Genomic DNA, 20971 nt, shown 5'->3' with positions numbered 1-20971 from the left:
GCTATCTGTCAGTGACACTTCGATTTCTTCGCATCAGATAAGTGTCCATGATCCAGCCGTTCGCGTCGCGCGCCTCGGCGCGAACGCGCTCGATATCGCCCATGACGTCTCTCACTTTTCCGGAGATGAGGATTTCATCGGGCGTTCCTACATACGCGCCCCAATAGATATCGATGTCCTGATCCGCGAAACGTTTGTACGCGTTTTCGGCATCCAGCATGACAACGACGGTATCGACATTGTCCGGGAAACCTTCCGCAATCAGCCGGCCGGTCGTGATCTGGATCGATCCCCCAATGCGGTTCAACGGGATCTTGTGCTGCGCGGCGAGCGCCTGCACGCTGGTGATGCCGGGGATCACTTCATACTCGATCTCGTGACCGCCTTTCCTGATGATCGAATCGACGATCCGGATCGTGCTGTCGTACAGCGCCGGATCACCCCACGTCAGGAACGCGCCGCACTCGCCGTCCGCCATCTCGTCTGAAATGAGCCGTTCAAATACGGCCTGCTTGTCGTCGTTGAGATCTTCCACGCTCCCGCGATAATCGGCGACATTGCGCTCCCGCTCCGGGCTCGTCGCCTCAGCGAACCGGTAATCGTTTCCCTTGATGAAACGCCGGCAGATCTCCCGCCGCAATGCAATCAGTTTTTGCTTGGCGGCGCCCTTGTCCATCACGAAGAAGACGTCCACTTCGTTGAGCGCGTTGACCGCCTGAATAGTCACATAGTCGGGGTTGCCCGCACCAATACCAATGATCAGAATTCGCTTCATCACCGCCTCGTTCAAGGATTTGGTGACACGATACATTGTCTCGATGCAGCGATGCATCCGTGAACGGGAAAATCCCGGGACCAGCCCGGGATAGAGTGCACAGCGTGCTTGTCAGATAGAAGCGCGCAGTGTCCTGGCAGCCGCCACCATGTTGGTCAGCGCCGGAATGACTTCTTCCCATTGACGCGTCTTCAGGCCGCAATCCGGATTCACCCACAGGCGTTGCGCCGGAATCCGTTCGGCTGCTTTCCTCATCAATTGCACGATGTGCTCTTGCGTCGGAATGTTCGGCGAGTGAATGTCGTACACGCCCGGTCCGATCTGGTTCGGGTAGTTGAAGTGATCGAACGCGTCGAGCAACTCCATGTCTGAACGCGAAGTCTCGATGGTGATCACGTCGGCGTCCATGTCGGCAATCGAAGCGATGATGTCGTTGAACTCCGAGTAACACATATGCGTGTGGATCTGCGTCTCGTCGTCCACGCCGTTCGCCGCGATGCGAAACGATTCCACCGCCCAGGCGAGGTATTCGTTCCACTGCGATTTGCGCAGCGGCAGGCCTTCGCGCAATGCGGCTTCATCGATCTGGATCACATGCACGCCGGCCTTTTCGAGGTCGAGCACCTCTTCACGGATGGCGAGCGCGAGCTGGTAGCACGAAACGGAGCGCGGCTGGTCGTCGCGCACGAAGGACCAGTTCAGGATAGTGACGGGGCCGGTGAGCATGCCTTTCATCGGCTTGGCTGTCAGCGACTGCGCGTATTTGATCCATTCGACGGTCATGGCCTTCGGGCGGCTGATGTCGCCGAAGAGGACAGGCGGCTTCACGCAACGCGAACCATACGACTGCACCCAGCCAAACTGGCTCAAGGCGTAGCCATCGAGCTGTTCGCCGAAGTATTCCACCATGTCGTTACGCTCGGCTTCGCCGTGGACCAGCACGTCGAGCCCCAGCGCTTCCTGTTCGTGCACGCTGCGCTCGATCTCGGCGCGCATCGCGGCCTTGTAGCCGGCGTCGTCGAGCGCACCGCTCCTGAACTGGCTGCGCGCATGGCGGATGGCGCCGGTCTGCGGGAACGAGCCGATGGTCGTCGTCGGATACGCCGGCAGTTTCAGCAAGGCAGCCTGCTTGCTCGCGCGTGCCGCATAGACATTCTTGCGCTGGCCCAGCTCCGGATCGATCTTCGCGAGGGCGGCCTTGACCATCGGGTTGTTCACGCGCGGCGATGCGCGTCGCTCGGCGATGGCAGCGCTGTTTGCAGCCAGTTCGGTCTTGACGGCGTCGCGGCCTTGATTCAACGCGGTGGCGAGCAGCTTGAGTTCGCCGAGTTTCTGCAGCGCAAACGCAAGCCATGAGCGGACTTCTGTATCGAGCTTCTGCTCGCTGTCGAGATCGACCGGCACGTGCAGCAACGAGCAGGAAGGCGCGATCCAGAGGCGCTTCCCGAGCTTCTTCGCAACGGGTTCGAGCCAGTCGAGCACGCTCGCCAGATCCGTCTTCCAGATATTGCGGCCGTTGATCACGCCGAGCGACAATACGCGGTCTTGCGGCAATTGAGCGATGACTGCATCGACTTCGGCGCGGGCGTTGATTGCATCGAGGTGCAGGCCGTGCACCGGCAGTTTGCAAGCCAGCGCCAGATTGCCGAGCAACGGGCCAAGGTACGTCGCGAGCAACAGCTTGACCCTGCTGTTCGCGAGCGCCTGATATGCCGTGACGTACACCCGTTGCCAGTCGGCGGACAGCTCGGTCACGAGGATAGGTTCATCGATCTGGACCCATTCCACGCCTTCTGCGGCCAGCGTGGTCAACAGTTCCGCGTACACCGGCAGCAGGCGCGGCAGCAGGGCAAGCTTGTCGGAGTCGTCCTTGGCCTTGCCAATCGCCAGATACGTCACCGGGCCGATGATCACCAGTTTCGCCTTGACGCCCTGCGCCTTGGCCTCAGCCAGTTGTTCGAGCAGACGTGACGGATCGAGTGTGAACTCCGTGCCCGCGCTGAATTCGGGAACGATGAAGTGATAATTGGTATCGAACCATTTGGTCATCTCGCCGGCAGCAACGCCGCCGCAGCACGCGCTGTGGTCCTCGGCGCCCGCGGCTGAACGGCCGCGGGCCACGCGGAAATAATTATCGAGAGTATCGCCGTGGAAACCTCGAACGCGTTCCGGCAGGTTGCCCAGCGCGAAGCTCATGTCCAGCACCTGGTCATAAAACGCGAAATCGCCCACTGGCGCCAGGTCGAGATCCGCCTGGTTTTCCCAATGGCGGCGGCGTAGCCCCGCGCCCAGCTTTTTGAGTGCGTCGAGCGACGACTCGCCTTTCCAGTAGGACTCGAGTCCGAACTTCAGTTCGCGCTTGGCGCCAATGCGCGGGAAACCCAGATTGTGTGTCGTGACCATAGATGTGCCGCTCCTTGAATGAACGGCACGATCTTAGTTTGCATGGTCCATGAAATATAATGGTCATTTCTCATCGATCGATTAGTTCCTTTCATGGACGCACGATGCTCGAACGAACGCACCTGGCCATCATCCGCGAAGTCGACCGTCAGGGCTCCCTGACGGCCGCCGCGAGCGTGTTATGCCTGACGCAGTCGGCACTCAGCCATACCGTCAAGAAGATGGAGCAGCACCTCGGCACGGCGGTATGGACGCGCGACGGGCGCAATCTCCGGCTGACGCAGGCGGGGCAATACTTGCTCGCGCTCGCCAACCGCGTGTTGCCGCAAATGGAACACGCGGAAGAACGCATGAAGCAGTTTGCGCTGGGGCAGCGGGGCACGCTGCGCATTGGAATGGAGTGCCACCCTTGCTACCAGTGGCTGCTCAAGGTGGTGTCGCCGTATCTCGCGCGCTGGCCCGACGTGGATGTCGATGTCAAACAGAAATTCCAGTTTGGCGGCATCGGTGCGCTGTTTGGCTATGACATCGACATCTTGGTCACGCCCGATCCGTTGAGAAAGCCCGGCTTGCGCTTCGAACCGGTATTCGACTACGAGCAGGTGCTGGTGGTCGGGCGCAAGCACCGGCTGGCGGACGCGTCTTTCATTCTCGCCGATGAACTCGCCGACGAGGTCCTGATCACTTACCCGGTCGAGATCGATCGCCTGGATATCTACAACCAGTTCCTGATGCCGGCGAACGTCATGCCGAAGCGGCACAAGGTCATAGAGACCACCGACATCATGTTGCAGATGGTCGCGAGCGGCCGGGGCGTTGCAGCGCTGCCGCGCTGGCTGGTCGAAGAATACGCGGACAAGGTCGCCGTCAGCGCGGTCCGGCTGGGTGCGCAGGGGATCGCCAAGCAGATTTTCCTGGGCGTGCGCGAAACCGACGAGGCCATCGATTACCTGACCGCGTTTGTCGAGCTCGCACGTGGATCGGACTGGAATGCGGCCGTGGGCTCGACCGTTCAGCGTGCGGCCGCCATTGAGAATCATCTCTGAGCCGTTCGTCTAAAGTCGATTTGCGGTGTTTCCTAAAGTTTTTACAGCCGCTGCCGTTATTCAGTGAGTGCGCTTGATAGTGGTCATCTGCCACTATGGCATCGGCCGCCCCTTTGGAGAGGTTCCGGTGCTTGTCGCACCAAAGACGCCAGACAAACTGGAAGATGATGGCGCAAAATTACGATGGGATTAAAGATGCGGAAAGTCAGTGAGACAAAAGCGTTTGACCTGAGTATCGCTGTCCTTCGGAAGGCTCAGGGGAAAGGGAATCCCGACGACTTCGTGACGGGTACTCCGGAATGGCAAAAAGCACAGCTCGGGGTCATGCAGGACACCATGCGGATCATCGGCCTGCTTCGCAGCGAAATGAACGAAACCGGGCGCTAAGACAGGCGTTCCACGGCGCTAGCCCGCACGGCACAACGCGCGCCCTCTCACCCCAGGTGAAAACCAGCGGGTAAGCACGTCCCTCGACCAGATCAGCTTGCAGTCCGGCGCGCCACGCCGTTCGGACGGGTTGAACCCAGCGCTGAAAAGGCTGGGTTCACGAGCGGCGTGCGATTGATGTCTACGAGCTCAACCATCGATTATCGGCAGCGATGTTCCCAGTGATGATGAACGCGGACTTTATGGCATTCGCGATGATGGTGATAGGGCGCAGCGGATGCCGGCGCGATCGTTACCAACGTCACAGCCGCAGCGGCGAGTGCAAGGATCAGGGTTTTCATATGGCTTTGTGGAGGTCTCGAGTGGAAAGGTAACGCTCTTTGGATCGTCACAGTGTGACAAGCTTGATAACGACATATCCGGCTATTAGAGGTGGCCCCGGAAATCTGGACAGTCGGTTAGGTGGAATCGCTGGGTTCTGAGATAGGCATAATGCCTACAAAGGAAACCAGACGATGACTAAGAGAACCCGTCGCACGCACTCAGCGGCGTTCAAGGCGAAGGTGGCACTGGCAGCCGTACGCGGCGAGCGCACGCTGGCAGAATTGGCGCAGCAGTTTGAGGTTCATCCGAACCAGATCACAGAATGGAAGCGGCAGTTGCAAGAACGAGCGGCCGATGTGTTCGGCGCGGCGGGCGTGCCCGTCAATGAGCCGCCGGTGGATCTGAAGACGCTTCACGCAAAGATCGGCCAATTGGCGCTGGAGAATGATTTTTTGTCCGGCGCGCTCGGCAAGGCAGGCCTGCTGAGCGCAAAGAAATGATTGATCGTGCCCACCCCCTACCGGTTTCCCGGCAGGTCAAGCTGGTCGGCATCAGTCGATCCAGTGCGTACTACGCGCCGAGCCCGGTCAGTGCCGCGGATCTGGCGCTCATGCGCCGCATCGACGAGTTGCACCTGGAGCATCCGTTTGCCGGCGCGCGCATGTTGATGCGCCTGCTCAAGCGAGAGGGCATAGTGGTCGGACGCAAGCACGTCGGCACGTTGATGCGCAAAATGGGCATCGAAGCGCTGTATCGCAAGCCGAACTTGAGCCGCAAACATTTGGCGCACAAGATCTGGCCGTACCTGCTGCGCGATCGGAAGATCGAGCGCGGCAACCAGGTGTACGCACTGGACACGACCTACGTGCCTATGGCACAGGGCTTCGTCTATCTGACTGCTGTGATCGATTGGGCTAGCCGTCGTGTTTTAGCGCACCGGGTTGCGATCACGATGGAAGCTGAGCATGCGGTGGCAGCACTTGAAGAAGCATTCGCGAAATATGGATTGCCTGAGATCGTCAACACCGATCAAGGCAGCCAATTTACCAGTACAGTCTTCACCGACGCGGTCCTGTCGCGCGGGGTCGCTTTGTCGATGGATGGCAAGGGAAGCTGGCGGGACAACGTTTTTATCGAACGGCTGTGGCGCAGCGTGAAGTACGAAGAGATATATTTGAAGGCCTATGAGTCCGTCGGCCAGGCACGGCAGTCGATCGCTAACTACCTGACGTGGTACAACCAGCAAAGGCCTCATTCAAGTCTGTCGGACAAGACCCCGGATGAAGCTTACTTCGCGATGCTGCCCGCGATGAAAACGGCAGCGTGACCGCCCAGCGTTCCACTTAAAAATCGAAAAAACTGTCCGACCGAACGGGGCCACCTCTATTTCTAAAGCGAAAACAGCCGGAAAGCATGTTTGCCGCCCCGCGACGCGTGACTTGGTTATCCCAAGTCCCGACCCGAGTCACACAACAGCGCCTGCGTTTTTGCGGGGTCAGTTGTTTTCGTTATGAATCTCAACCGAGAAACGTGTGTTGCCCGGGTTGGATTGCTCATTCAGTGCATTCGGGGACGTACAGTTTGGCTGGCCGGCCACCCTCAGTATTTGCAGGAACGGATCACCCGTCCCGATTTCCTCGATCTCCAATGCTGGAAACTTTGCTTTTTTAATCTTGATGTACCTGTACTCAATCGAGATATGTGACGCTACATACGTGTCGATCAAATCCTGGAACACAGGTCGTGTCGATGCTGCAACGCTATAGTGCACGCCATACCAATAGTCGATTTCCTTGTTATCGCGATCAATTCTGTGACACTGCAGCAGCATTTTCTTTATATGGCCTTCATACGCTTTATGAGCGCTGTTTGCTTTGGTCGTCAGGGGTGTGAGATTTTCGTCCGTGCCGCCTGAGCCTCCCATCTCTTCGTTCAGTAAGTGCCCGGCGATCCAGCCTGTCATATGGCTATCGTCCACGAGTGCACGCATGAACGGTCGCAAGCTGTTGGCGCTGGTTTTTGTACCGAGTGCGTAATAACTCGATACGTTGGATTGATCAGGGCCAAGTACTGCTGCCATCGACGTCCCGCTGCGGATTTGCGCGTTCTCGAACGTTTGGATCAGAGGTGGTCCGTACACTTCGCTGACAAGCCCGACAGCGAATCGATCTATCACTTTGCGGTTGGTTGTCGATAAAGATTTTCTGAAAGCCAAAAGTCTTCTCCTTTGATGCTGGTACCCGTAAGACACGCCCGGCATGCAGTCCTGTCTTTTTCCTGTTAGCACGCGCGCCCATGAATCATCCCGCTTGCATGAGCGCTTGCAAGAGCGCTTGCACGAAGGTCGATTTCATGGGTAACAACACCGGGACCATTCTGTTTATTCCTTGTGCACAATCGCTCGGTTGGAAGTGGCCGGGTCGACGCCCCGACAAATCGCACAGATCGCTTGCACGATTACGGCGACGAAGTATATGATCCATATATGTTTCATATATAGAGGTTGCCATGGGCATCGTAAATATCGACGATGATCTGCACGATCAGATACGCAAAGCAAGCGCCGTGTCGTGCCGGTCGATCAACGCGCAAGCAGCCTTCTGGATCAAGATTGGTTTGTTATCCGAAATGAATCCAACGCAGAGTTTCAACGAGATCGTTGCGGAAGAACTGCGCGCGGCGGGCGTCGTATCGCAACCGGTGAAGGTGGCTTTGACATGACCAAGCGACCAGAAGAAATCGCATTGATGGCCGAGTCCGGCAAGCTGCTGGCGGACGTGTTCGGCTATCTGGACCGGCTGAGCTTGATCGGCATGTCGACCATGCAGGTCAACGATCTGGTCGACAGCTTCATCGTGAATGAACTCAATGCGCGCCCGGCAAGCAAAGGGCAGTACGGGTATGCCTACGCGCTTAACTCCTCTCGCAACAACGTGGTTTGCCACGGCGTTCCATCCCCTGCCGAGCTGTTGCAAAGCGGGGATATCGTCAATTTCGATATCACGCTGGAGACCAATGGTTTTATTGCCGATTCCAGCAAGACATACCTTGTCGGCGAGGTTTCTCCGCTGGCCAGGCGGCTCGTGCAAGTGACTTACGAAGCCATGTGGAAAGGCATCAAGGCGGTCCGTCCAGGCGGCAGACTGGGCGATGTGGGGCATGCCATCGAGCGGCACGCACGCAGAAACGGCTATTCGGTCGTAAGGGAATACTGCGGGCACGGCATTGGACGTGAAATGCACGAGGATCCTCAAGTGCTGCATTGGGGAAAGCCGCGCACGGGCCTGGTGCTGCAGGAGGGAATGGTGTTCACCATCGAACCGATGATCAACCAGGGGCGGCATGCCGTCCGTACTGAAGAAGATGGCTGGACAGTCGTTACGGACGATGGACAACTGTCTGCGCAATTCGAGCACACTGTCGCCGTGACTCGCAACGGCGTGCGCGTCCTGACTTTGCGCCCCGAAGAAAAGATGCTCGACTGACGGCCCGGGGAAGGGGAATCGCGAAAACAAGATGCGTTCCCTTCTTCATGACATCGACCCGATCATCCACCTATAAGGCTCCATGAGAAACCTCCTTGCATCGACAATCGCGACGCTCATTTTGCTTGCTACCACAGCCGCGATAGCCCAGGCGCCCAAGCAGGAGTGCGCCATCGGCTATGTCACGGGCATTGGCGGAGCGGCGCAAAACGTCCGTGAATACCTCGCATTGCCGGACCGCGACAAGTATCGCTACCTTGCGGACAACCCGATCAATTGCCGGGTTTCGGATGAAGGCCGTGCGTCGGCGTGTACGGGCCTCACGAGCTTCCGGCACGAAAAAGTCAGCGTCTACGATGACGTCGACAACGCGACAATGGCCGTCGTCGCGCGCGTGGAACTCGACCGGGGAACGTATCCGGCAATCATCGTCGTGCCAAGGCCGAATGTGCAGTGCGAGGAATGATTGCGAAGGCTGCATGAAGTGAGTATCGAGCGAGCCAACCTCTCTTTGGTAAAAAAACGGCGCGCACTGCAGAGTGCCCGCCGTTTTTCCTTTTAACGCGTAACGACCCGGCAGCAAGCCGGGCCTGAACAAACGTCAGAATATGTTGCGAAGGCCGACTGCAACGCCGGTCTGGTTGTTGCGTCCCGGGAAGTCCGCTTGCGCGGCGCCCGTCCCGCGGATGAAATCGACCGTGCCATACACTTCCGTACGCTTGGACAGCGCGTACTCGGCAAGCAGCACGCCCGAGTAACGTACCCCGCGGCCAAGCGTGGTTCCGTCCGCGTTCAGCGCATTGCGCGAGTGATCGTAGTAGCCCGCAGCAGTCAGCAACAACGGCGGCGTTACCTGCCATGTGGTGCCGGCGTAGAAGCCGTCGTCGATGCGGTTCGTATTCGCCACGGGGGCCGCAAAGCTCGCCGCGGGAGAGTTCGCAGCCGACATGAAGATGTCGACCATGCCGGTATTGTCCTGCGCGTGCAGCCAGCCGGCGTAAGCCTTGACCGTACTGAACGCATAGACCGCGCTCACGTTGACCACGTTGAACTTGCGGTTTTGTGCATCGCTGTTCTGCTGGAAGCCGGCATCGAGCGACAGGCCGCTGAACGTGTAGGACGCGGTTACGCCGTACATGTTGTTCGCGCCCGTGCTGCCCGCCGTGTTGCCGAAGGCGTACATGGCTTCCACGTTCAGGCCGCCGAACTGGCCGTTGTACTTGACCGAGTTGTTCGAACGCAAGCCGTAGCCGAGTGCGCCGGGCAGCCAGCCGTCCTGATCGTAGTTGCCCACGGTCAGCGGATCATAGACGTTGCCAAGCTGATCGAAGAGCGGCGTATTCTGACGGCCGAACGTAAGGGTGCCGTACTGGTTGCTCGATAACCCGACATACGCCATCCGGCTAAACAGCGTGTTCTGGCTCGCCAGTTGGCCGTTCCAGACGTTGAAACCGTTTTCCAGGCGGAACACGGTGGACAGTCCGCCGCCCAGATCCTCGGAGCCCTTCAGGCCCCAGCGGCTGCCGGTGATCGGGCCGTTGCCCATCGCTACCTGGCTGTCGTTGTTTGCATTCGCGTTCGTAAGATAACGAACGCTGGTATCGACGATGCCGTACAGCGTGACCGAGCTTTGCGCGAAAGAAGATTGAGCCGCGATGGCGATGAATGCGCCGGTAATGGCGCGAGTGATTTTGTTCACCAGTGTCTCCGCATGTTTAGTTTTTAGATAAACGCCGGCCGGTTTTGACGGCCCTGATCCATGAACGATTTTGTCGTCCGGGCGCAATCATATTTCCGTCGATTAAAAAGCGGGACTGGTTTTCAATATTCGTGTCTCCCGTTCGCAACATCGGGTTGACTTGCACGAATTGATTGGCAGTTTTGTTTCTTGTTCTTGATTAATCGTTTTAAGCGCTTCGCGATTTTCCACGAGCGGTCTTCTTGGCGGTCGCGCTCCGAGGCGCATCCTTGTCAGCCGCGGTGCCGCTCGCTGTGTTCATCTGTTCGAGCCATGACAACGCGTCCGCATACGATAAGAACTGCTGCAAATACCCGGGCGACAACTCGCGCATCAATGACAACGCGCGATGCACGAGGCTGCTCGAATTAAGCGGGCCGGCATTTCCGGGTACTTGCGCGAGCGATTGCCGGAACTGTCTTTCAGTGCTGATCCTGTTCCACGTCTCGCGGAAGTATTCAAGCGCCGCCATTTCCGGATAAGCACTGGGTGCGCGTGTATTCGCTAGGTAGTCGATGAGTCCGCTCAATGGTCCGGATGCGGACTCGCCATCTGGCGCTTTCGGTTGGACATTTGCAGCAAGATCACTGGCGAAGGCATCGATCAATTCGGTTAACCTCGCGTTCAGGACGCGCCGTGTTTCACCGTCATGGTTTATCGCGCGCCGCTCCATCGCTTCGATAATCCGAAAGCGCACCGGATCAAACCGATCGGCGCCGCGTTCGCGCCAGGCATCGAGCGTCGCGCGGAAATCGCTCATGGCGCCTTCACCGTTGCAGCCGATGGTTTCGGCACAGGCGCGATCTCGACTCGCCGGTTCTTTGCGCGCCCGGCATCGTTCGTGTTCGATTCCACTGGCTGCTGCGAGCCGAACGCCGCTGCAAATAGCGATGAGGAGGGCACACCTTCATCGATCAACGCACGCGTCACCGTCAGCGCGCGCTGCGCCGACAGTTCCCAGTTGTCCGCGAAACGGCGATTGCCTTCGCGCAGTTGCCGGTCATCGGTGAAGCCGCTCACCATCAGGATCTGCTCGTTGGCCTGCAGATAAGCGGTGAGCGGTCCGGCCAGACTCTTCAGCACCTTCCGGCCTTCGGGCTGCAACTGATCTGAGTTGAGCGCAAACAATACGCTGCCATTGATGCCGATCCGCCCGTTGACCAGCGTCACGCGACCCGCGGCCAACGGCCCGGCGAGCGCTTGCTCGAGCGTCTTGCGGCGCTGCGCTTCCACCTGATGCTGCTTGACCTCGCGTTCCAGCTTGCTGGAAAGCTCCAACTGCACGCCGATGACCCCCACCAGGATCAGCATGAACGCGCCCAGCAATACCGACATCAGGTCGCCGAAGACGGCCCAGACCGGCGCTGCGGGTTCGACGCCGCCGTCGATATCCTCGCTCATGCCGCTTCGGCTCCGGCAGACGTCCGCTTGCCGCCGATCTGCTGCAAGTCCTCGATGATCTGTTTCTGCGACATCACGCTCAAATCGATGACTTCCCGCGCCTGCGCGACGTAATACGCAAGCTGTTCGTCGCTGCGCGTGAGCGATTTATCGAGCGCTGTTTCGATGCGCTGAAGGTGCGCAACGAGCTTCTCGTTCGAATCGCCGAACAACTGCACAGCCACGCCGAACGCCTCGCCGAGGCTCGCGACCTCGACCGCGCTGCCGGTGACTTGCGCCGCAATGCCGCTCAGCTTGCCGGTCTCTTGCTCCACCTTATCGGCGAACCGGGTGCCGACGCGATCGAGCAGATCCGCCGACGTGCTGACCAGCGCATCGACAGCCGTGCGCTGCTCGGTCGAGGCGTGGTTGACGGCATCGAGCAGGGTTTCCAGCGTGGCCAGCAGGCGGCTGCGTTCCTCGAGCATGGCGGTGTCGCGCACCATGCTGTCGGAGAGCTTGATGCGCAACTCGGCGATCATTTCCGCCGCAGCCTTCGGTGCTTCCGATGCCGCCTGCACCAGCCGCGAAATCTCGCCGATGGTGTCGCTCGCGTGCGCTTGCGTCTGCGCGGAGATGTCGCGTGCGGTGCTGGCCAGTGTGTCGCAGATGTCCTGCTGCCGGGTCGCCGTGCGCGCGCCGGCTTGTTCCCATTCGCGGCTGAGCGTTGTGGATATCGATTCAAGCTGGCCGGTCCAGGCGGCGAGCCGCGCTTCGTCGCGCGAAGCCAGTTCCGTCTGCAAGTTCGAATGTGACTGGTCGACCTTGCCGAGCAGCGACGCCGAATGCTGCTCGAAGCTCGCAGCCGCCGCGTTCAGCGCATGCGCGTTGTGTTGCGCCAGTTTCTCGCCGATACGCTCCTGCTGCGCCAACGCATCGCGCCATGCTGCCGATAAGCCGGCCGTGGTTGCATCGAGCCGGGTGGAGACACCATCGAGCAGGCTAATGGAGCGTTGCTCGAAGGTCTCGTTGAACCGGTCAAGCGATAAACGCAAATGCTCGGACAGTCCTTCGGTGGAGTGCTGATGCGCAGTGAGCGCCTGATGCCAGATATCGGAAACGTTCGTGGCCGTCGATTCGAAACCGCTCGACAATCCATCCAGTTGCCGTTGTACGGCGGTCGTCACGCTGGTGTGCAACGCGGCCGCCTCGCGCGTGAGACCGGCCATTGTTGCTTCCATGGCGGGCTGCAGCGCAGCACCGGCGGCGCGGGCGCTTTCAGCGACGCTCTCTTTCATGGAACGTTCCACCGATGCAGCCAGGCGCGTGTAAGTCGCCTCCGTCCTGCCATGAAACGCATCCTGGTTCGCGACCTGCCGCTCGTTCAAAACATGGTTCTGCTGCTCGATGGCGGTCATCATCGCCTGCAGGCGATCAACCAGCGCAGGCATGACTTCCGCCTGACGCTGCAGGAGCCTGAACGCTTCCTCGCGCTGATGCGTCTGCGAATAGATGCGCAAGGTCGTCGCGATCTTCACGTCGAGCATGTGCGCCGCCTGAATCCGTTCGCGGCGGCACAACGCGGACAGCAAGCCCAGCATGGCCGATGTCGCCACGCCCGCAATCGATGTCCCGAACGCGAAGCCCAGCCCCTTGACCGGAGCCGCAAGCGATGCGCGGATGGCCTGCAGGTCGGTCGCGCTGTCGAGCGCCATGCCCGTGCCCCTGAGGGTCGCCACCATGCCGAGGAGCGTCCCCAGCATGCCGAGCAACACCAGCAGTCCGACGAGGTACGGCGCGAGCGCGGGGCCCGGCAAGGCGACACGCTCGCCCTCCACACGCAGCCGCGCGGCATTGCGCAAGCTGGCCGGCAACTGTTCGAGCCAACCGCCGAGGCTCGCCGGCGGCGCGGACAGGCCGTCGATGGCGCGCGTCAGGCCGGACGTGGCCTCGCTATATCGTTTTAGTTCGAGCGCGCCCGCCACGTAGCAGCCGGCGATCAGCAGCGTGACGGCGAGCGCCAGCAAATTCGAGCCGATGTAACCCGCGCCGATCCAGCACACGGCGGCGAGACCCGCCAGGAACACCACGAGATTGATCAGATTTCTGGACATAGCGTCCCAGTTAGCTAGTGCGAAGGGCGGCGAGCAACCCTTCGACCGGTTGAAAACGAAGATCCAGTTCGGCCAGCAGCACGCTCTGCGTATCTTTGCGGAAAATTTCGAGCCATGCGCCCGGTGTTTCGTCGCCGCTCAGCGTATCCAGCTCCGCGCGTCGCAGACGCTCGAAGTGCCGGCCCAGCAGCACGGGCACGGTCCCGAGCAAGCTGCGTTCGCGTGGGCTCAACGCGCGCTCCATGACTGCATCGACTTCCGCGAGCCGCGTCATGGCCGGCGTCCTCGCGGCGAGCTTTGCCCGCAAACGGCCGCGCAGATTGCCGATGCCGGTTTCCATCGACTGTTGCAGGGTCAGATAGCGTTGGCGGAAGACCGGATAGTCGGTATCGGCGGATGTTTCGATATGTGCTTGTGCCGCGCCCGGCCGTCTCTTCGGGGCGCCAAACACGCTGTCGCCGGCAATGGCGTTCGCGAGCGCGCTGCGCGCGGCCGCGCACTCTTTCTCTTCGGGGCTGCCCGAGGTTTGCGCGCTGGCAACGCCCGGAGGCGGCTTGCCGCCCAGCGCCGTAGATAAAGCGATCGCATCAGTCCAGTGGAGCCACTGGCTCAGCCGGTCCGAAAGCGATTGCCTGGATTCGGTAAATTCGACGTCCGTCAGGCGCGCAAGTAAGCGAATGAGCGCCGGGCCGCTGAGAGCTGTGCGCTGAGGAGCTTGCACCATTTCGCCAGAGTCAAAAAGTTCGCTAGTTTACACGTCGGCGGGGACGGTGCCGTCGATATGTGGCGGATGGTCGAAATCAGTGGCTCTTCGTGGTTGAGTTTTTGGTCCGATGGCAATCTGCGGGGTTTGGACAATCGTTGCGTGCATTGCAATGAAGGCAGGGTGGCAAGTCTTAAACAAATCAAGGTCTTGGCTGACGTTCAGTTGAGTTGTCCACAGCCTTATGGACAATTTCTGTGGATATCTTGCCCGTCAAAACAACTCATGCTGCCCCGAAATCAGCATTTGAAAATCACTCTGTAAAAGCGGCAGGATGGCATCGGCGATGGGTTGAAGCTGCCGCGTCAGATAATGGTCGTAGTCAATCCCCGACCGCCAGGTCTCAAGGGGCTCCGGCCCGGTGCTCGTCATCAGGTAACTGATCCAGCCGCCACGCTGATATTGCAGCGGACGCCCATGCTCACGATTGAATTCATCGGCTATACGCGCTGCACGGACATGCGGCGGCACGTTGCGCTCATAGGCATCGAGCGGCCGACGCAACCGCTTTCTATAGATCAGCAACTCATCGAGTTCGCCGCTCAAAGTGCGGCGCACATAATCACGCACGTAGTCTTCATACGGCTCGCGTTTGAAAATGCGCGAATAAAGTTCGCGCTGGAATTGCTGCGCAAGCGGCGTCCAGTCGCTGCGAACGGTTTCGAGTCCTTTGTAGACGATCTCTTCGCTGCCATCGGGCAAAAGGCTCAAGCCTGCGTAGCGCTTCTTGCTGCCTTCCTCTGCGCCGCGGATCGTCGGCATGAAAAATCGCCGATAGTGCCGCTCGAACTGCAGCTCCAGCGCGCTCTCGAGTCCGAACCGCTCGCGCACGTCTTCCTGCCACCAAGCGTTGACGCGATCGACGAGCGTGCGCCCGATGCGCGCCGCTTCGTCCTCGCTGTGCGCATGCCGTAGCCACACGAAAGTGGAATCCGTGTCGCCGTAGATCACTTCGTAACCTTCCGCTTCGATCAGCTCGCGCGTGCGGCGCATGATTTCATGACCGCGCATGGTGATCGACGAAGCCAGCCGGGGATCGAAGAAACGACATCCGGTAGAACCAAGCACGCCGTAAAACGCGTTCATGATGATCTTCAGCGCTTGTGACAACGGCTTGTTGTTTTCGCGCTTGGCTTCGTCGCGTCCCTTCCACACCTGACCCACTATAGCCGGCAAGCTGTGGCGCGTGCGCGAAAAACGCGCGCCGAGAAAACCGGGTACGGACTGTTCGTCATCGGGATTACGCATGCCATCGACAAGACCTGCCGGGTCGATCAAAAACGTGCGAATGATCGATGGATACAGACTCTTGTAGTCGAGCACCAGCACTGAATCGTAGAGTCCCGGGCGCGAGTTCATCACGAAACCGCCGGGACTTGCAGCGCCGGCGACATCGCCGAGATTGGGGGCAACGAATCCTTGCCGATGCATCCGCGGCATATACAAATGCGTGAACGCTGCAACTGAACCGCCGTTTCGATCAGCGGGCAACCCCGTCACCGATGCACGTTCGAGCAGGAACGCAAGCAGTTCGGTCGCCGCGAAAATGCGCGTGACGAGTTCGCAATCCTTGAGGTTGTAGCGGGCGAGGGCGGGTTTGTCTTCATCGAAGCGACGCTGGATTTCGTCCATCCGCTGATACGGGTTGTCGATCGCCTTGCCTTCGCCGAGCATGGTTTGCGCAACGTATTCGAGGCTGAACGACGGAAAGCTCCAGGTCGCGGATCGCAGCGCCTCGATGCCATCGATCAGCAACCGGCCCGCCGCGCCCGCGAAGAAGTGGTTCTGCTTGAGACCGTGTTGCCGCCATTCCATGACGCTGCCGCCGCGACCCAGCCGCAGCGGCACGTTGTAGCGTTCCGAATGTTCCTGCAACACACGCAGGTCGAACTGGATCACGTTCCAGCCGATGATCGCATCAGGATCAAAGCGCTCGAGCCACTCGTTGAGTTTCTCGAGAAGCTGCCCGCGTGTCTCGCAGTATTCGAGCTTGAAGTCGACGCCACTGGCATCGCCATTGGGCGGTCCGAGCATGTACACCTGACGCTCGCCGCAACCTTCTAGCGCGATCGAATAAAGCTCCGAACGCGCACTGGTCTCTATATCGAGCGACACTAGTTTTAAATTCGGCCGATAACCCGTCGCAGGTTTCAGCTCCGCATTGATGAGCGGATCGAAAGGCAAACCCTCGCCTTGGCGGTCGCCGTTGAAGACAACTGGCGCCGTAATGAAACGCTCCATCATGTACCGGTCGGGCGGAAAAACATCGGCTTCATAAACGTCCACGCCGCCTTGCTTCAGGCGCCGTTCGAGCGCTGTCAGTTGCCGATATTGCGCGGTATAAAGCCCGAGCACCGGCCGGTGACTGAAATCGACCAGTTCAAGCGGCCGCAACTCCGCGCGCTTTTCGCGCTGCATGACAAACTCAGCGCGCTCGCGGTGCGCCGCCGGAATGAACGCCACCGACTCTTGAGGACGCAGGCGAAGGTGGCGGGGACCATCGTCCGTCGCCAGCCAGAAATCGACGTCGGTGCCATCGGGCGTGTCACGCCAATGCCGCGTCAGAATGAAACCGCGTTGCTGCCCGCTCAAATGCCCGCCTCAAGAAAATCGTCGCTTACATGGATTTTAGTGGTTGCGCGCGTTTGGCGTCCGGATCGCTGGATCTTGAAGCTTTTTGTTCCATGTCGATTTCCCCTTCTGCCGATCGTCGTAGGATCAAGCAGGCGTCATTACGCCTGCTTTTACTCCTTTTACTTTTTACGCCGAGGTGATCGACGATGTCATTGCAGCTCTATGCCCATCCCTTTTCGTCGTACTGCCAGAAGGTCTTGACCGCGCTCTACGAGAACGGCACGCCGTTTGAGTATCGGCAATTGTCGAACGATGACCCGCAGCCGATGGCCGAACTCGCCGCGCGCTGGCCGTTGAAACGTTTCCCGGTGCTCGTCGACGACGACCGTACGATTGCCGAATCGACAATCATCATCGAGCATCTTGCACTGCACTATCCGGGGCCCGTGCAATTGCTGCCGTCCGATCCGCGGGCCGCGCTCGACGTCCGCTTCATGGACCGCTTCTTCGATAATTACATTTCCATGCCGCAGCAAAAAATTGTGTTCGACTCCATGCGGTCCGAGGGCGATCGCGACCCGCACGGCGTAGCCGATGCCCGTGCCATGCTCGAAACCGCGTACGCATGGCTCGATAAAACCATGGCGTCCCGCACGTGGGCCGCGGGTGACCAGTTCAGCCTGGCCGATTGCGGGGCGGCGCCGTTCCTGTTTTACGCGGACTGGACGCATCGAATTGCGCCATCGTTTGAGAATGTCGTTGCGTATCGCAAGCGGCTTTTGGCGCGGCCGTCGTTTGCACGCGCGGTGGATGAAGCGCGGCCTTATCGAGCGTTCTTTCCGCTGGGCGCGCCCGACCGGGATTGACTTGACCAAAGGAAACTCGACGTCTAAAACCTCACGCCTGCTCTTGACGTGTTTATCGTCCGGTTACTGCGCGTTCGATTTTCCTGTCGGTCTTGTACTGGCTCAACGCGTAGACCGACCAGATCGCAGCGGGTATCCAGCCGATTATCGTAATCTGAAGTATCAGGCAGATGATCCCGGCGATCGGGCGGCCAATGGTGAAGAACTGAAACCAAGGCAAGATTAATGCGAGCAAAAGGCGCATGGATTTTCCTTATGGCTGGTCTGGTTGAGGAGGATTTGCGGCGATCCGATCTTGCTGGCTGTCTCAGCGGCAATATACAGCAAGGCCGCATGCGCCCCGCGTTCCCGGAAGCACGGTTCCCATTCAAACGCGCATCCATATGCGTGCGCGTTTGATATCCATAGAAAAATTCCTACGTTTGCCACGCGCGTTGTGCGCCCTAGCATGTGAGACCCGGTTACCAGCCGGGCCGCTACTGCGCCTCCTTGCCCGATCCCAGACAGGAATTACGTTAGATGAATGCACGACTTATCGCGCTTGCCGGCGCGACGACCCTTGGCCTTTCAATGGTGCTGAGTGGTTGCAGCAAATCCGAATCCGCCGCGCCTTCATCGCAAGCCTCCGCCAAGCCCGTCTCGGGCGGCGCGATCACATGGGGCGTCACGACCGAACCTGCGTGCTTTGATCCGCATCGTTCATCGCAGCAAAATGCGTTCTGGGTGATCCGCAATTTCATCGATTCGATGATCAGCAAAAAGACCGACGGCACCTACGCGCCGTGGCTCGCAAAGTCGTGGAGCGTCGCCGACGATGGCAAGAGCTATACCTTCAATCTCCGCGATGACGTCAAGTTCACCGATGGAACGCCGTTCAACGCGGCTGCGGTGAAGGCGAATTTCGATTACATCCTCGCTAATGTGAGCACGACGTCGGCATCGGCGTCGTTGCTGGTCCACTTCGATCACGCAGAGGTCGTGTCGCCGACGGTAGTAAAGCTTGTCATGAAGCAGGCCGATTCCACGACGCTCGAATCGTTGTCGAGCGTGAAGCTCGGCTTCATCTCTCCGAAGGCATTGGCCGAGAACAAGGATCTGTGTGGCGGCGGTCCGGGCATCGTGGGGACGGGGCCGTTTGTATTCAAGTCTTACCAGCGCGGTCAGTCGGCCGTGTTCGAACGCAATCCGGATTACCGATGGGCACCCGGAAACGCGCAGCATCAAGGCCCGGCATATCTCGACCGCGTGACGTACCGGTTCCTGCCGGAAGCGGCTGTACGTACCGGCGCGCTGAGTTCCGGGCAAGTCGACCTGATCGAAGGCGTGCAGCCAACAGACATCGGCGTATTCGATAAAGTCGATGGCTTCCAGTATCTGACGGGGCCATCGGCAACGACGTCGTTCACGCTCAACATCAACTACACGGTCGCACCCGCCAGCGACGTTCGCGTGCGCCGCGCGCTGCGTGACGGCTTCGATCTAGATGGCATCGTAAAGAGCGTTTATCTTGGCACCGTGCGGCGTGCGTACTCGAACATCGGACCGGACAACGCGGACTATGACGCAAGCCTCAAAGGTTCTTGGGGCAACAAGATCGCTGACGCAAACAAGTTGCTCGACGAAGCCGGCTGGACCCAGCGTGATAGCGAAGGATTCCGCACGCAAAACGGCAAGCGTCTTTCCATTGAAGTGGGCTATCCGCAGCCTTATGTGCGCGACAGCCGCGATGTGCTGATTCGCGCCGTGCAATCGGCGCTGCGCCAGAACCTCGGGCTCGACCTTGGCTTGAAGATCACCACGGCAGGCGACTTCGCCAACCAGAAGGCGACCGGCAACTGGACCATCTATCCGAACACGGACAACCCGTCTGACGTCGCGATGGAGTTGTGGGACATGCTCGGCGACCAGGGCTTTCTCTACAACGCGATCAAGAATCCGGATGCGACCATCACGGGCGATATCAATCGCGCGCGTCTCCTGCCTGTAGGCGACGAGCGGCGCCAGTTGCTCGCCAAGATCCAGACGCGCGCGGTGGATCAGGCGTTTATCGTCCCGCTGTTTGCGCCGGCGTATCACCTCGCCGCGAAATCGAACGTGCACGGAATTGGTTTCGAACCGCAACTGGATGGTCCCGCAAGTTCCTACGATGTCTGGGTTGAAAAGCAAGGAGGCTGAGATGCTTGCGAAGATTGCCACGCGGCTGGGCACGGGCGTGCTGGTGTTATGGCTTGCTGCAACCGCTGCGTTTATTGCGATTCACGCGTTGCCGGGACGCATTGAGGATGTGCTCGCGGGAGATCTTGCATATCCCGGTTTGCGCGAGACCATCGCGGCGCAATGGGGACTGGATCGCAGTCTGCCCTGGCAGTACGGGCAATTTCTGTTGCGTCTCGGGCATGCGGATCTCGGCACATCGTTCGTAATGCAGCAGCCTGTTGCGGCCGTGCTGCAAAGCCAGCTTCTTCCTACGGCGCAACTTGCTGGCTCGGCGGGTTTGCTCGCCGTCGTATTGGCGATCCTGATCGCGACGCTGACCGCGGGAACGACAACGTCTCACGGTGCGTGGGGCAGCCGCATCGCATCGGTACTCGAACTTACCTTCACGTCCACGCCCGTCTTCTGGCTCGGCATGCTGTTGCTGATCGCGTTCTCCTTTCAATTGCGGCTCTTCCCGGTCTCGGGCGCGAATGGCTGGCGTTCGCTCGTATTGCCCGCCGTGACGCTGGCGCTGCCCACTGCAGGGATCTTGTCGCAAGTCATGCGCGAGGCGCTTGAAGCCGCGCTTGAGAAGCCCTTCGTGGTCACCGTTCGTTCGCGTGGTCTTGGCGAACTTGCGTTGCGCTTTCGCCATGTCCTTCGACACGCGCTGTTGCCGGTCGTGACGCTTGGCGGGTGGCTTATCGGCAGCTTGCTGGGCGGCGCGGTCATCACAGAGAAGATGTTCGGACGGCCGGGCATTGGCAGCGTGACACTCAACGCGGTGACGTCGCAGGATGTACCGGTCGTGCTCGCGGTGGTGTTGCTCGCGGCCTTCGTGCACGTCGTGATCTCGACGCTGCTCGACGTCGCTTATCTTTTCATCGATCCACGGTTGCGCAGCGAATGAGCGAGATCAA

General features: G+C 59.6%; 19 protein-coding genes. 9 read left to right on the top strand and 10 right to left on the bottom strand.

The annotated features are described in order from the left end of the window. Position 1 precedes the first annotated feature (1 nt). Both cobF and metE read right to left on the bottom strand, forming a co-directional pair. The gene (cobF, locus tag AX768_RS15560) at positions 2 to 775 is read right to left on the bottom strand and encodes a precorrin-6A synthase (deacetylating) (protein ID WP_062002246.1); all 774 of its coding nucleotides are present in this window, start codon (positions 773 to 775) and stop codon (positions 2 to 4) included. Between the two features lie 111 nt (positions 776 to 886). Next, complete coding sequence (gene metE, locus AX768_RS15555; protein ID WP_062001065.1) at positions 887 to 3178, bottom strand: 5-methyltetrahydropteroyltriglutamate--homocysteine S-methyltransferase; 2292 nt, start codon at positions 3176 to 3178, stop codon at positions 887 to 889. Between the two features lie 59 nt (positions 3179 to 3237). On the opposite strand from metE, the gene AX768_RS15550 reads away from it, so the two are divergent. From AX768_RS15550 to AX768_RS15535, 3 genes are all read left to right on the top strand, one after another. Next, positions 3238 to 4224: a LysR family transcriptional regulator gene (locus tag AX768_RS15550; protein WP_442857262.1), complete on the top strand. Its 987-nt coding sequence runs from the start codon at positions 3238 to 3240 to the stop codon at positions 4222 to 4224. 183 nt (positions 4225 to 4407) lie between these two features. Next, positions 4408 to 4611, top strand: coding sequence for a hypothetical protein (locus AX768_RS15545; protein ID WP_062001063.1), 204 nt, complete (start codon positions 4408 to 4410; stop codon positions 4609 to 4611). A 515-nt stretch (positions 4612 to 5126) separates the two neighbouring features. Next, positions 5127 to 6262, top strand: a protein-coding gene (locus AX768_RS15535) for an IS3 family transposase (RefSeq protein ID WP_442857242.1) whose coding sequence is annotated in 2 segments (ribosomal slippage) — positions 5127 to 5391 and positions 5391 to 6262 — 1137 coding nt in all. Because the reading frame shifts where the segments join, the coding sequence is not laid out codon by codon here. A 168-nt stretch (positions 6263 to 6430) separates the two neighbouring features. Here AX768_RS15535 and AX768_RS15530 read toward each other — a convergent pair. Next, positions 6431 to 7150 carry a hypothetical protein gene (locus tag AX768_RS15530; protein WP_155524262.1) on the bottom strand — a complete coding sequence of 240 codons (720 nt, stop codon included), beginning with the start codon at positions 7148 to 7150 and terminating at the stop codon, positions 6431 to 6433. 293 nt (positions 7151 to 7443) lie between these two features. Between AX768_RS15530 and AX768_RS15525 the strand changes: the two genes are divergently transcribed. The 3 genes from AX768_RS15525 to AX768_RS15515 all read left to right on the top strand — a co-directional run bounded on the left by AX768_RS15525 (position 7444) and on the right by AX768_RS15515 (position 8886). Further along, a complete protein-coding gene (locus AX768_RS15525; RefSeq protein ID WP_062001061.1) occupies positions 7444 to 7656 on the top strand; it encodes a ParD-like family protein in 213 nt (70 codons plus the stop codon). Then, positions 7653 to 8420: a type I methionyl aminopeptidase gene (gene map / locus AX768_RS15520; protein ID WP_062001060.1), complete on the top strand. Its 768-nt coding sequence runs from the start codon at positions 7653 to 7655 to the stop codon at positions 8418 to 8420. The genes AX768_RS15525 and map overlap by 4 nt, the downstream gene beginning before the upstream one ends. 82 nt (positions 8421 to 8502) lie before the next feature. Beyond that, positions 8503 to 8886: a hypothetical protein gene (locus AX768_RS15515; protein WP_062001059.1), complete on the top strand. Its 384-nt coding sequence runs from the start codon at positions 8503 to 8505 to the stop codon at positions 8884 to 8886. A 135-nt stretch (positions 8887 to 9021) separates the two neighbouring features. Here the strand turns inward: AX768_RS15515 and AX768_RS15510 are convergent, their stop codons facing one another. From AX768_RS15510 to AX768_RS15485, 6 genes are all read right to left on the bottom strand, one after another. Beyond that, positions 9022 to 10119, bottom strand: a complete 1098-nt coding sequence (locus AX768_RS15510) for a porin (protein WP_062001058.1) — start codon at positions 10117 to 10119, stop codon at positions 9022 to 9024. Between the two features lie 208 nt (positions 10120 to 10327). Further along, positions 10328 to 10918, bottom strand: coding sequence for a DUF2894 domain-containing protein (locus tag AX768_RS15505; protein ID WP_062001057.1), 591 nt, complete (start codon positions 10916 to 10918; stop codon positions 10328 to 10330). Further along, positions 10915 to 11559 (bottom strand): OmpA family protein, encoded by a 645-nt coding sequence (locus AX768_RS15500; RefSeq protein WP_062001056.1) that lies wholly within the window; start codon positions 11557 to 11559, stop codon positions 10915 to 10917. The genes AX768_RS15505 and AX768_RS15500 overlap by 4 nt, the downstream gene beginning before the upstream one ends. Beyond that, a complete protein-coding gene (locus AX768_RS15495; protein WP_062001055.1) occupies positions 11556 to 13652 on the bottom strand; it encodes a DUF802 domain-containing protein in 2097 nt (698 codons plus the stop codon). The genes AX768_RS15500 and AX768_RS15495 overlap by 4 nt, the downstream gene beginning before the upstream one ends. Positions 13653 to 13662: 10 nt before the next feature. Continuing rightward, entirely contained in the window at positions 13663 to 14376 is a 714-nt protein-coding gene (locus AX768_RS15490) for a DUF3348 domain-containing protein (RefSeq protein ID WP_062001054.1), read from the bottom strand. A 252-nt stretch (positions 14377 to 14628) separates the two neighbouring features. Next, entirely contained in the window at positions 14629 to 17007 is a 2379-nt protein-coding gene (locus tag AX768_RS15485; protein ID WP_062001053.1) for a DNA polymerase II, read from the bottom strand. Positions 17008 to 17195: 188 nt separating this feature from the next. On the opposite strand from AX768_RS15485, the gene AX768_RS15480 reads away from it, so the two are divergent. Continuing rightward, positions 17196 to 17855 carry a glutathione S-transferase family protein gene (locus AX768_RS15480; protein ID WP_062001052.1) on the top strand — a complete coding sequence of 220 codons (660 nt, stop codon included), beginning with the start codon at positions 17196 to 17198 and terminating at the stop codon, positions 17853 to 17855. Positions 17856 to 17907: 52 nt separating this feature from the next. On the opposite strand, the gene AX768_RS15475 is transcribed toward AX768_RS15480, so the two are convergent. Next, a complete protein-coding gene (locus AX768_RS15475; RefSeq protein WP_062001051.1) occupies positions 17908 to 18099 on the bottom strand; it encodes a YqaE/Pmp3 family membrane protein in 192 nt (63 codons plus the stop codon). Between the two features lie 275 nt (positions 18100 to 18374). Here AX768_RS15475 and AX768_RS15470 point away from each other — a divergent pair, with 275 nt between their 5' ends. Both AX768_RS15470 and AX768_RS15465 read left to right on the top strand, forming a co-directional pair. Beyond that, complete coding sequence (locus AX768_RS15470) at positions 18375 to 20030, top strand: ABC transporter substrate-binding protein (protein ID WP_062001050.1); 1656 nt, start codon at positions 18375 to 18377, stop codon at positions 20028 to 20030. A 1-nt stretch (position 20031) separates the two neighbouring features. Next, entirely contained in the window at positions 20032 to 20961 is a 930-nt protein-coding gene (locus AX768_RS15465) for an ABC transporter permease (protein WP_062001049.1), read from the top strand. Positions 20962 to 20971: the final 10 nt, after the last annotated feature.

It is taken from the genome of Burkholderia sp. PAMC 28687 (assembly GCF_001577465.1).
Taxonomy (GTDB): Bacteria; Pseudomonadota; Gammaproteobacteria; order Burkholderiales; family Burkholderiaceae; genus Caballeronia.
This window is presented reverse-complemented; position numbering and strand designations above follow the sequence as displayed.

What these genes read in the sequence shown, in the direction of transcription:
- AX768_RS15550 (WP_442857262.1), top strand. Translation starts at nt 3,238, where the DNA reads ATGGTCATTTCTCATCGATCGATTAGTTCCTTTCATGGACGCACGATG.
- AX768_RS15500 (WP_062001056.1), bottom strand. Translation starts at nt 11,559, where the DNA reads ATGAGCGAGGATATCGACGGCGGCGTCGAACCCGCAGCGCCGGTCTGG.
- AX768_RS15515 (WP_062001059.1), top strand. Translation starts at nt 8,503, where the DNA reads ATGAGAAACCTCCTTGCATCGACAATCGCGACGCTCATTTTGCTTGCT.
- AX768_RS15490 (WP_062001054.1), bottom strand. Translation starts at nt 14,376, where the DNA reads ATGGTGCAAGCTCCTCAGCGCACAGCTCTCAGCGGCCCGGCGCTCATT.
- AX768_RS15495 (WP_062001055.1), bottom strand. Translation starts at nt 13,652, where the DNA reads ATGTCCAGAAATCTGATCAATCTCGTGGTGTTCCTGGCGGGTCTCGCC.
- AX768_RS15525 (WP_062001061.1), top strand. Translation starts at nt 7,444, where the DNA reads ATGGGCATCGTAAATATCGACGATGATCTGCACGATCAGATACGCAAA.
- map (WP_062001060.1), top strand. Translation starts at nt 7,653, where the DNA reads ATGACCAAGCGACCAGAAGAAATCGCATTGATGGCCGAGTCCGGCAAG.
- AX768_RS15475 (WP_062001051.1), bottom strand. Translation starts at nt 18,099, where the DNA reads ATGCGCCTTTTGCTCGCATTAATCTTGCCTTGGTTTCAGTTCTTCACC.
- AX768_RS15465 (WP_062001049.1), top strand. Translation starts at nt 20,032, where the DNA reads ATGCTTGCGAAGATTGCCACGCGGCTGGGCACGGGCGTGCTGGTGTTA.
- AX768_RS15545 (WP_062001063.1), top strand. Translation starts at nt 4,408, where the DNA reads ATGGGATTAAAGATGCGGAAAGTCAGTGAGACAAAAGCGTTTGACCTG.
- AX768_RS15505 (WP_062001057.1), bottom strand. Translation starts at nt 10,918, where the DNA reads ATGAGCGATTTCCGCGCGACGCTCGATGCCTGGCGCGAACGCGGCGCC.
- AX768_RS15470 (WP_062001050.1), top strand. Translation starts at nt 18,375, where the DNA reads ATGAATGCACGACTTATCGCGCTTGCCGGCGCGACGACCCTTGGCCTT.
- cobF (WP_062002246.1), bottom strand. Translation starts at nt 775, where the DNA reads ATGAAGCGAATTCTGATCATTGGTATTGGTGCGGGCAACCCCGACTAT.
- AX768_RS15480 (WP_062001052.1), top strand. Translation starts at nt 17,196, where the DNA reads ATGTCATTGCAGCTCTATGCCCATCCCTTTTCGTCGTACTGCCAGAAG.
- metE (WP_062001065.1), bottom strand. Translation starts at nt 3,178, where the DNA reads ATGGTCACGACACACAATCTGGGTTTCCCGCGCATTGGCGCCAAGCGC.